Consider the following 11,015-nt stretch of genomic DNA (forward strand, 5'->3'; position numbering starts at 1 on the left):
AGGTTGCGCAGCTGGTTGCCAAACACACCCATACACCGCTGCTGAGCTTTACCGGCGAGCCGGGAGTGAATATTGTGGAGCTTAACCTCGCCCTTGATGCGTATAAGGACACACCCAAATGACAGACGAGCCGTTGCGTCCCGATCCCGATCGCCTGCTGGAGCAGGCCAGCAGCACGCATCGCGGCAGGCTGAAGATCTTTTTCGGGGCCTGCGCGGGAGTAGGCAAAACCTTCGCCATGCTCGCCGAAGCGCAGCGCCTGCGGGCGCAGGGGCTGGATATTGTCGCAGGGGTAGTAGAGACCCACGGTCGTCAGGAGACGGCGGCGATGCTGGAGAGCCTGTCGGTTCTGCCGCCAGGCGTCACTAACCATCGGGGGCGGCGTGTGACAGAGTTCGATCTCGATGGGGCGCTGGCCCAGCGTCCGGCGCTGATCCTGATGGACGAGCTGGCCCACACTAACGCCCCTGGCTCCCGCCACCCGAAGCGCTGGCAGGATGTTGACGAGCTGCTGGAGGCGGGGATCGACGTCTTTACCACCCTCAACGTGCAGCATCTGGAGAGCCTCAACGATGTGGTGAGCGGCGTAACCGGGATCCGGGTGCGGGAGACCGTGCCGGATCCCTTTTTTGACGCCGCCGATGACGTGGTGCTGGTTGACCTGCCCCCGGACGATCTCCGCCAGCGCCTGCATGAGGGCAAGGTCTATATCGGCGGCCAGGCCGAGCGCGCCATTGAGCACTTCTTTCGCAAGGGTAACCTGATCGCCCTGCGCGAGCTGGCCCTGCGGCGTACCGCCGACCGCGTCGACTCCCAGATGCGTGACTGGCGCGATCGCCAGGGGCTGGAGAAGGTCTGGCATACGCGCGACGCCATCCTGCTCTGTATCGGCCACGGCCAGGGCAATGAGAAACTGGTGCGTACCGCTGCACGGTTGGCGGCGAAGCTGGGCAGCGTCTGGCATGCGGTATACGTTGAGACGCCAACCCTGCACAAGCTGCCTGCCCACCGGCGGCGTGCCATTTTGAGTGCCCTGCGGCTGGCGCAGTCGCTGGGGGCGGAGACCGCGACCCTTGCCGATCCGGCGGAGGAGCGGGCCGTGCTGCGCTACGCCCGTGAGCATAACCTCGGCAAAATCGTCATTGGTCGCCAGGGCCAGCGTCGCTGGTGGCATCCCCCCTCTTTCGCCGAGCGGCTGGCTCGCCACGCGCCGGATCTCGATCTGCTCGTCGTCGCCCTTGAAGAGAGTGCCGCCCCATTTATCCCGCGTGCAGCCGACGCCCGGCCGCTGATGGAGAAGTGGCGGGTGCAGATCACCGGCTGCCTGGTGGCAATCGCGCTCTGCGCCCTGATTACCTTTATTGCCAGCCAGTGGCTTATCGCCTTCGACGCCGCCAACCTGGTGATGCTCTACCTGCTGGGGGTGGTGATCGTTGCCCTGCTTTACGGGCGCTGGCCGTCGGTGCTGGCGACCATTATGAATGTTATCAGCTTCGATCTCTTTTTTATCGCCCCGCGCGGCACGCTGGCGGTCTCCGACGTGCAGTATCTGCTGACCTTTGGCGTGATGCTGACGGTGGGGCTGGTGATCGGCAACCTGACCGCAGGAGTGCGCTATCAGGCCCGCATCGCCCGCTACCGCGAGCAGCGAACCCGCCATCTGTATGAGATGTCGAAAGCGCTGGCGGTGGGACGCAGCGAGCAGGATATCGCCCTCACCGGCGAGGCCTTTATCCAGTCGACCTTTCATGCCCGCAGCCAGATCCTGCTCCCGGACGAGAGCGGTAAGCTGCGGACGCTGACGCCTGCGCAGAGCATGACCCCGTGGGACGAGGCCATCGCCCAGTGGAGCCTGAGCAAAGGCCTGCCTGCCGGCGCCGGTACCGATACCCTGCCCGGCGTGCCTTATCTTATTCTACCCCTGAAAAACGGTGATAAAACCCGGGGAGTGGTCATTGTCGAGCCAGTCAGCCTGCGCCAGCTGATGATCCCCGAGCAGCAGCGGCTGCTGGAGACCTTCGCCCTGCTGGTGGCCAGCGCGCTGGAGCGGCTGGCATTAACCACCAGCGAGCAGCACGCCAGGCTGACCAGCGAGCGGGAGAGTATTCGCCACGCCTTGCTGGCGGCGCTCTCCCATGACCTGCGCACCCCGCTGACCGTGCTGTTTGGTCAGGCAGAGATTTTGACCCTCGATCTGGCAAGCGAGGGATCCCAGCGCGCCCCCCAGGCCAGCGAGATCCGCCAGCAGGTGCTGAGCATGACCCGGCTGGTGAACAACCTGCTCGATATGGCGCGCATCCAGTCCGGCGGCTTTAGCCTGAAGCTGGAGTGGCTGACGCTGGAGGAGATCGTCGGCAGCGCCCTGCAGGCGCTGGATCCCATCAGCGGCGGTCGCGCGGTTCAGCTAGATCTGCCCGACCCGCTAATGCTGGTGCAGGTGGACGGCCCGCTATTTGAGCGGGTGCTGATCAACCTGCTGGAGAATGCCATGAAATACGCCGGGCCTGCGGCAACGATCGGCATCAACGCCTGGCGAGATGAGAACCAGCTTCAGCTGGAGGTGTGGGACAGCGGGCCGGGTATTCCGGCGGGACAAGAGCAGGAAATTTTTGCCAAATTCGCCCGGGGTAACAAAGAGTCATCTATTCCAGGCGTTGGGCTGGGGCTGGCTATCTGTGAAGCCATTGTCGACGTTCACGGCGGCACGATTAGCGTAGCAAACCGGCCCGAGGGGGGCGCGCGCTTTCGTGTTACACTTCCGCAAACAGCGCCGCCAGGGCTTGATGAGTTAACCGGAGAAGCGTGATTACTATTTTAATCGTTGAGGATGAGCAGGCCATTATTCGCTTTGTGCGCGCCGCACTGGAGGCTGATGGCCTGCGGGTACACGAGGCACAGACGATGCAACGAGGCCTGCTGGAAGCGGCGACGCGCAAGCCTGACGCGATTATCCTCGACCTCGGCCTGCCCGACGGCGACGGCCTCGATTTTATCCGCGATCTGCGCCAGTGGAGTCAGACGCCCATTATCGTGCTTTCGGCCCGCACCGAAGAGCAGGATAAAATTGCCGCCCTCGACGCCGGGGCGGATGACTATCTCAGCAAGCCGTTTGGCATCGGGGAACTGCAGGCGCGCCTGCGGGTCGCGCTACGCCGTCACGGCAGCAGCGGTCAGAGCGACCCGCTGGTCACCTTCTCTGATGTACGCGTTGACCTGGCCGCCAGGCGCATTCAGCGCGGCGAGGAGGAGATCCACCTGACCCCTATCGAGTTCCGCCTGCTAGGGGTGCTGATAGGCAATCACGGCAAGGTACTTACCCAGCGGCAGCTGCTGCGTGAGGTATGGGGCCCTAATGCGGTCGAACACAGCCACTACCTGCGCATCTATATGGGCCACCTACGCCAAAAGCTGGAAAACGATCCGGCCCGCCCGCGCCACTTTATTACCGAAACCGGTATTGGCTACCGCTTTATGCTGTAAATATAACGCTCTTTTAGCATTATATTTAATTCCACGGAATAATCCCATCACTTTAAATAAGCGCGTAGCCAATATAAATATTATTTCCTCATTGTTTTTTTATTGATCAACTTCACGGCTAAATTTAATTCCGCCGATAAAATGGCCCGCGAAACCAGTTAGACTCAAGCACTATCCCAACCTGTAAAATCAATTCTATAAAAGAATTGCGGGACGCCTATTACCTAAAATAAGGACTTATTATGCAACGCTTGAAAATAGCGGCAAGCCGCGCCTGCCAGGAATTTATCGCCACCCAACGTGATGTAATCGATCTGCACGACAGCAATTTTATCGACGTTGCCGCCGCCGTACTCTCTATTAATGATATTCATAAAGGGATGGTGGAGAAAATTGAAGAGACCGGGTTTAATATTCCCATTTTCGTGATGACTCACGAGGCGGAGTTTGTTCCGGCAATCTATCTGCCCGATATTTATGGCGTCTTCCAGTACGGTAATGCCAACCGTGAATATTATGGTCGTCAGCTTGAGGCCGCCGCGCTGAAATATGAGCGTGGTCTGCGTCCCCCTTTCTTCAGCGCCTTAACGGACTACGTCAAGCAGGGCAACAGCGCCTTTGACTGTCCTGGGCACCAGGGTGGGCAGTTTTTCCGTCGCCACCCTGCCGGCAACCAGTTTGTCGATTTCTTTGGCGAAGCGCTGTTCCGGGCCGACCTCTGTAACGCCGATGTGGCGATGGGCGATCTGCTGATCCACGAAGGCGCGCCCTGCCTGGCCCAGCAGCATGCGGCCAAGGTCTTTAACGCCGACAAAACCTATTTTGTTCTCAATGGCACCTCGTCGGCTAACAAGGTGGTGCTTAACGCCCTGCTGGCACCGGGCGATCTGGTGTTGTTCGATCGCAACAACCATAAGTCTAACCACCACGGCGCGCTGCTGCAGGCGGGCGCCACGCCAATCTATCTGGAGACGGCGCGTAACCCCTACGGCTTTATCGGCGGCATCGACGCGCACTGCTTTGAAGAGCCATACCTGCGTGAGCTGGTGGCGGAGGTGGCACCTGAGCATGTCCAGCGCCAGCGCCCGTTCCGCCTGGCGGTGATCCAGCTCGGCACCTATGACGGCACTATCTACAACGCCCGCCAGGTGGTCGACACCATTGGTCACCTCTGTGACTACATCCTGTTTGACTCGGCCTGGGTAGGTTACGAGCAGTTTATTCCGATGATGGCCGACTGCTCGCCGCTGCTGCTGGATCTCAACGAGAACGATCCTGGCATTCTGGTTACCCAGTCGGTGCACAAACAGCAGGCGGGCTTCTCCCAGACTTCGCAGATCCATAAAAAGGATAGTCACATCAAGGGCCAGCCGCGCTACGTGCCGCACAAACGCCTGAACAACGCCTTTATGATGCACGCCTCCACCAGTCCCTTCTATCCGCTCTTCGCCGCGCTGGACGTTAACGCCCGCATGCACGAGGGCGAGAGCGGCAAACGGATGTGGATGCGCTGCGTTGAGCAGGGCGTCGAGGCCCGCAAGATGATCCTCAATCAGTGCAAGTTTATCCGTCCTTTCGTGCCGACAACGGTAGAGGGCCGTCCATGGGAGTCGTACAACACCGCTGAGATCGCCCGCGACCTGCGCTTCTTCCACTTCGTACCCGGCGAGAACTGGCATGCCTTTGAGGGCTATGCGCCGCACCAGTACTTTATCGATCCCTGCAAGCTACTGCTGACCACGCCGGGCATCGATGCCGCCACGGGTGAGTATGAGGAGTTTGGCGTCCCGGCGACGATCCTTGCCAACTACCTGCGCGAGAACGGCGTGGTGCCAGAGAAGTGCGACCTTAACTCCATCCTTTTCCTGCTGACGCCAGCGGAAGAGATGGGCAAACTGCAGCAACTGGTAGCCCGGCTGGCGCAGTTTGAGGCGCTGCTGGTCAGCGATGCGCTTCTGCAGGACGTCCTGCCGTCGATCTACCACCAGCACCCGCAGCGCTACGCGGGCTATACCCTGCGCCAGCTCTGCCAGGAGATGCACGATCTCTATGCACGCAATAACGTTAAGCAGCTGCAAAAAGAGATGTTCCGCAAAGCCTGCCTGCCGCCGGTGCGCATGTCGCCCCAGGAGGCCAACTACGCCTTTATTCGCGGCGAGAGCGAGCTGGTCCTGCTGAGCGAGGCCGAGGGACGGATCGCCGCCGAGGGTGCGCTCCCCTACCCGCCAGGCGTACTGTGCGTCGTGCCGGGTGAGGTCTGGGGTGGCTCCGTACTGCGCTACTTTACCGCGCTTGAAGAGGGGATCAATCTGCTGCCGGGCTTCGCACCGGAGCTACAGGGGGTCTACATTCAGGAGCATGAGGGGCGTAAAACGGTGTGGTGTAACGTGATCAAAGAGTAAGAGCTACATTACGCGGAAACAATAACGCCCGGCAGCACGATGCCGCCGGGCGCTTAACAGCATCAGGCGTTTTTCAGCACTTCGCTAACAATCTCTACCGCTTCTTTCTCGATCAGCTTACGGTGCTCTTCACCGAGGAAGCTTTCGCAGTAAATTTTGTAGGCATCTTCCGTACCTGACGGACGAGCGGCAAACCAGCCGTTGTCGGTCATCACCTTCAGCCCGCCAATAGACGCACCGTTACCCGGCGCGGCGGTCAGACGCGCCGTGATCGGATCCCCTGCCAGCTGGCTGGCGCTCACCATCTCTGGCGACAGCTTCGACAGCGCGGCTTTTTGCGCTGAGGTTGCCCCGGCCTGCAGACGGTTATAGCTTGGCGCGCCAAAACGCTCGGCCAGCTCATCGTAGTGCTGCTGCGGGTTTTTACCGGTGACGGCGGTGATCTCTGCGGCCAGCAGGCACATGATAATGCCGTCTTTATCGGTGGACCACGGGGTGCCGTCAAAGCGCAGGAACGAGGCCCCGGCGCTCTCTTCGCCGCCGAAACCGAAGCTGCCGTCGTGCAGACCGTCAACAAACCACTTGAAGCCCACCGGCACTTCCACCAGCTTACGGCCCAGATCGCTGACCACGCGGTCAATCATCGCCGAGGAGACCAGGGTTTTCCCCACCGCTACCTCTTTGCCCCACTGCGGACGATTCTGGAACAGGTAGTTGATTGCCACCGCCAGGTAGTGGTTCGGGTTCATCAGCCCCGCCGGGGTGACGATACCGTGACGGTCGTAGTCCGGATCGTTGGCAAAGGCCAGATCGAACTTGTCGCGCAGCGCCAGCAGGCCCGCCATCGCACACTCAGAGGAGCAGTCCATGCGGATCGCACCATCTTTGTCGAGGTGCATAAAGCGGAAGGTCTGATCGACCTGATCGTTAACGATGGTCAGATCCAGCTTGTAGTGCTCGGCAATACGTTTCCAGTACTCGATACCCGAGCCGCCCAGCGGATCGACGCCCAGCTTCAGGCCCGCTTTCTGGATGGCCGCCATGTCGACGATCTCGGCCAGACCTTCAATAAAGGGCTGAACCAGATCTTTTTCGGTCACGCGACCCGAGCTCATGGCTTCATCGAGGGTAATGCGTTTAACTCCTTCCAGACCGGCCGCCAGCAGCGCGTTAGCGCGATCCTCCACCACTTTAGTGACGTTGGTGTCGGCCGGGCCACCGTTAGGCGGGTTGTATTTGATGCCGCCATCTTCCGGCGGGTTGTGCGAAGGGGTGATGACGATACCGTCAGCCTGCGCTCCGCCCTGCTTGTTGTGCTCGAGGATAGCATTCGACACCGCAGGCGTTGGCGTAAAGCCGTTGTTCTCCTGCACGATGATATCCACGCTGTTAGCGGCCAGCACTTCCAGCACCGAGATAAACGCCGGCTCGGAGAGCGCGTGGGTGTCCTTGCCAACATAGCACGGCCCGGTCACGCCGTTTTTAGCGCGCTCTTCGGCAATCGCCTGGGCGATAGCCAGAATGTGCGGTTCGTTGAAGCTGTGGCGTACCGAGCTGCCGCGGTGGCCGGAGGTGCCAAATTTTACCGCATGTTCGCTATTGCCCGTTTCCGGCTTCAGCACGTAGTACTGCGCGGTGAGCTGAGCGACGTTAATCAGATCGCCCTGTTGTGCAGGCTGCCCTGCGCGTTCATGGTTTGCCATTGCCTGATCCTTCTTATGCAAGGGTTAAATTGTGCCGCAAACCTTGTCAATCAGCTCCGCCGGGAACTGCATCGACTGCATGATATGCTCCACCATGCTGCGTTTACGATCCGTATTGGTATTTGTGATCACCCAGTATGGCGTATTTGCCAGGTGCTTAGGTTTAGTCTGTGCCCCGTTTTGCAACAGCGTCTGCTCATCACCCGCAAAGTAGACGCGGGTACGACCATGCAGGGACTCCGTCGCCTCGGCAAACGCGTTATCATCCAATGAATAGAGTGTAGACAGCACCAGCATGAAGCGGTTAACCGCTTTTCTCTGTTCTGCATATTCATCAGACAGCAGCAGCTCGCGCATGGCGCGAACTTTGTCTTTCACAGGATTAGCCGGCTTCACCTCGGCCGGGACGTTGACAATGGCGGCCTCTTTCGGGGCGGTGGCCGCTGGCCTGCTGCCGTTGGCGGTAAACTTCAGCATCCGGCGTAAAATCTCGGATGCGCTCTCGCCGATGTGTTTGGTGTGGCTAGCAATATAGCTGTAAAGCTCATCATCAACTTCGATCGTTTTCATTTTAATCCAGTGGAGTATCTTATCTGAATACAAGCTGTTGGGATTATAGGCGAAATCTCAACAACGGTTAGCGTCAGGCAAAAGTCGGTTCGCATCGACCCCTTGCAGCCAGGCGGCAGAATGGTCAACATAATACCCTAACCCGACAGAGCGAAAAAAAGAACTTTGCCATGAAATTGAATACCCGAGCGCAAACTGCACAACATCCGCACAACAATTCTCCCATTGTCCTGGTCCACGGCCTGTTTGGTAGCCTGGACAACCTCGGCGTGCTGGCACGCGATCTGGTAAACGATCACGATATCATTCAGGTGGATATGCGCAACCATGGCCTCTCTCCCCGCTCGCCGGAGATGAACTACCCGGCTATGGCCCAGGATCTGCTCGATACTGTTGATGCGCACGGTCTCGAAAAGGCAACGTTTATTGGTCACTCCATGGGCGGCAAGGCGGTGATGGCGCTTACCGCGCTCGCCCCGGAGCGTATCGATCGGCTGGTAGCCATTGATATTGCGCCGGTTAACTATCAGGTACGCCGCCACGATGAGATTTTTGCCGCTATCAAGGCGGTGACGGCCGCCGGAGCCACCAGCCGTCAGCAGGCCGCCGCTCTGATGCGCCAGACGCTGCACGAAGAGGGCGTTATTCAGTTTCTTCTGAAATCCTTTATTGACGGCGAGTGGCGCTTCAACGTGCCGGTATTGTGGGATCGTTATGACGATATTGTTGGCTGGCAGACCGTGCCCGCCTGGGATCGTCCGGCGCTGTTTGTCCGCGGCGGCCAGTCGCCCTACGTCACCGATGCACATCGCGATGCGCTGCTCGCCCAGTTCCCACAGGCCCGTGCGCACGTGATCGCCGGAGCTGGCCACTGGGTGCATGCTGAAAAGCCCGAGGCGGTGCTGCGGGCGATCCGCCGCTATCTGGCCAACGATGCAGGCTGATTAAAAACCCGGCGACCGGACGCTGCAAGGCTTACGGTCGTTGGCGTCCCTGCTCTGCTGATGTATGATGGCGCGCTAATCGCGCAGGGACACCCTGGCAGCCTGTTTTCCCTCGACGTCACCCAAAATCATGGCAAAAGAACAAACGGACCGTACGACATTAGATCTGTTCGCGAACGAGCGTCGCCCGGGACGACCGAAAACGAATCCGCTTTCGCGTGACGAACAGCTACGCATCAACAAGCGTAACCAGCTTAAACGCGATAAAGTTCGCGGGCTTAAGCGCGTCGAGCTAAAGATGAACGCTGACGCCGTTGAGGCCCTCAACGCGCTGGCCGACGCGCGGCAGATGAGCCGCAGCGAGCTGATCGAAGAGCTGCTGTTAACCCAGCTCAAGGCCCTGCACCGCCAGGGCGACGTCTGAAAACCTCGTCAAATCACACTTTCATGTAGCACAGAGTGCAGTCCGGACGATTACGAATTTCGCGTACGGCTCTGTTCTGCTATTATTGCCCTTATCCGTGGGCTGTGCTCCACCACCATATCATTAAGTTTCAAGAGGTTATTTTACTCATGGCAATTACAGGCATTTTTTTCGGTAGCGACACCGGTAACACCGAAAATATCGCGAAGATGATCCAAAAGCAGCTGGGTAAAGAGATTGCCGACGTGCATGACATTGCCAAGAGCAGCAAAGAGGATCTGGAAGGCTATGATATCCTGCTGCTGGGCATCCCGACCTGGTACTATGGTGAAGCGCAGTGCGACTGGGATGATTTTTTCCCGACGCTGGAAGAGGTAGACTTCAACGGTAAGCTGGTGGCGCTGTTTGGCTGCGGTGACCAGGAGGACTACGCAGAGTACTTCTGTGATGCGCTGGGCACCATTCGTGATATCATCGAACCCAACGGCGCAACCATCGTCGGCCACTGGCCAACGGCGGGCTACCACTTTGAAGCGTCCAAAGGCCTGGCCGATGACGATCACTTTGTCGGTCTCGCTATTGACGAAGATCGTCAGCCGGAGCTGACCGCTGAACGCGTTGAGAAGTGGGTGAAACAGCTCTCCGAAGAGCTGCACCTGGACGAGATCGCGAACGCCTGATTTTAGACGGCGCAGCCTTAGTGCTGCGCTGCTATTGATAGATAAAAGCAATAGAAATAATTGCTACAAATTTTTAACTTTCGCGTACATACCTGTACAATATCCCCTGGTCAAACGGGCCGCGCAACGATTGTTTGTTGGCGAGACCACGTTTTATACGCATACTTTACTTGAGGACTTGTAGTTTTCATTAAGAAGTGGCAATTCTATAATGAGACGCATTTACTCAAGGTCATTCTCATTAACTTCCGCCTCGGAAGTGGATCGATTAGCAACAGGACAGACTCCGCATGACTGACAATAACACCGCATTAAAGAAGGCCGGCCTGAAAGTCACGCTTCCTCGTTTAAAAATTCTGGAAGTGCTTCAGGGACCGGATAACCATCATGTCAGTGCGGAAGACTTATACAAGCGACTGATCGACATGGGCGAAGAAATTGGTCTGGCTACCGTGTACCGCGTGCTTAACCAGTTTGATGATGCCGGGATCGTGACGCGTCACAACTTTGAAGGCGGCAAATCCGTTTTCGAACTGACCCAGCAGCATCATCACGATCACCTGATCTGCCTCGACTGTGGCAAAGTGATCGAATTTAGCGATGACTCTATCGAAGCTCGCCAGCGTGAAATCGCCACTAAACACGGCATCCGCCTGACGAACCACAGCCTCTACCTGTATGGTCACTGCGCTGAAGGCGACTGCCGCGAAAATGAACACGCGCACGAAACGACGCCGCGTAAGCTGTAATTGAAACGGTGACTAGTCCTGGAATAGGTTGACACTTTTCAGGCCTGTAACGCCCGGTGAACT

10 protein-coding genes are annotated in these 11,015 nt (G+C 58.4%); 8 read left to right on the forward strand and 2 right to left on the reverse strand.

Annotated features, from left to right (window positions below):
• From RTP97_RS20505 to speF, 4 genes are all read left to right on the forward strand, one after another.
• A partial coding sequence (locus RTP97_RS20505) for a potassium-transporting ATPase subunit C (protein ID WP_312416916.1) occupies nucleotides 1-122 on the forward strand: 122 nt, incomplete at its 5' end.
• A complete protein-coding gene (gene kdpD, locus RTP97_RS20510; protein WP_312416904.1) occupies nucleotides 119-2,806 on the forward strand; it encodes a two-component system sensor histidine kinase KdpD in 2,688 nt (895 codons plus the stop codon). The genes RTP97_RS20505 and kdpD, both read left to right, overlap by 4 nt.
• Entirely contained in the window at nucleotides 2,803-3,480 is a 678-nt protein-coding gene (kdpE, locus tag RTP97_RS20515) for a two-component system response regulator KdpE (RefSeq protein ID WP_312416906.1), read from the forward strand. The genes kdpD and kdpE overlap by 4 nt, the downstream gene beginning before the upstream one ends.
• Before the next feature lie 242 nt (nucleotides 3,481-3,722).
• Complete coding sequence (gene speF / locus RTP97_RS20520; protein WP_312416909.1) at nucleotides 3,723-5,882, forward strand: ornithine decarboxylase SpeF; 2,160 nt, start codon at nucleotides 3,723-3,725, stop codon at nucleotides 5,880-5,882.
• A gap of 62 nt (nucleotides 5,883-5,944) precedes the next feature.
• On the opposite strand, the gene pgm is transcribed toward speF, so the two are convergent.
• Together pgm and seqA are read right to left on the reverse strand one after the other, a co-directional pair.
• Nucleotides 5,945-7,585 (reverse strand): phosphoglucomutase (alpha-D-glucose-1,6-bisphosphate-dependent), encoded by a 1,641-nt coding sequence (gene pgm / locus RTP97_RS20525; RefSeq protein WP_312416911.1) that lies wholly within the window; start codon nucleotides 7,583-7,585, stop codon nucleotides 5,945-5,947.
• A 24-nt stretch (nucleotides 7,586-7,609) separates the two neighbouring features.
• Nucleotides 7,610-8,155, reverse strand: a complete 546-nt coding sequence (seqA, locus tag RTP97_RS20530; protein WP_312416913.1) for a replication initiation negative regulator SeqA — start codon at nucleotides 8,153-8,155, stop codon at nucleotides 7,610-7,612.
• A 170-nt stretch (nucleotides 8,156-8,325) separates the two neighbouring features.
• Between seqA and ybfF the strand changes: the two genes are divergently transcribed.
• The 4 genes from ybfF (at nucleotide 8,326) to fur (ending at nucleotide 10,952) form a co-directional block, all read left to right on the forward strand.
• Nucleotides 8,326-9,099, forward strand: a complete 774-nt coding sequence (gene ybfF / locus RTP97_RS20535; RefSeq protein ID WP_312416914.1) for an esterase — start codon at nucleotides 8,326-8,328, stop codon at nucleotides 9,097-9,099.
• Between the two features lie 130 nt (nucleotides 9,100-9,229).
• Nucleotides 9,230-9,523: a LexA regulated protein gene (gene ybfE / locus RTP97_RS20540; RefSeq protein ID WP_042392097.1), complete on the forward strand. Its 294-nt coding sequence runs from the start codon at nucleotides 9,230-9,232 to the stop codon at nucleotides 9,521-9,523.
• A gap of 149 nt (nucleotides 9,524-9,672) precedes the next feature.
• Nucleotides 9,673-10,203 carry a flavodoxin FldA gene (gene fldA, locus RTP97_RS20545; RefSeq protein WP_312416915.1) on the forward strand — a complete coding sequence of 177 codons (531 nt, stop codon included), beginning with the start codon at nucleotides 9,673-9,675 and terminating at the stop codon, nucleotides 10,201-10,203.
• Nucleotides 10,204-10,493: 290 nt separating this feature from the next.
• Nucleotides 10,494-10,952 (forward strand): ferric iron uptake transcriptional regulator, encoded by a 459-nt coding sequence (gene fur / locus RTP97_RS20550; protein ID WP_042392094.1) that lies wholly within the window; start codon nucleotides 10,494-10,496, stop codon nucleotides 10,950-10,952.
• Nucleotides 10,953-11,015: the final 63 nt, after the last annotated feature.

It is taken from the genome of Pseudescherichia sp., assembly GCF_031998825.1.
GTDB lineage: Bacteria > Pseudomonadota > Gammaproteobacteria > Enterobacterales > Enterobacteriaceae > Pseudescherichia.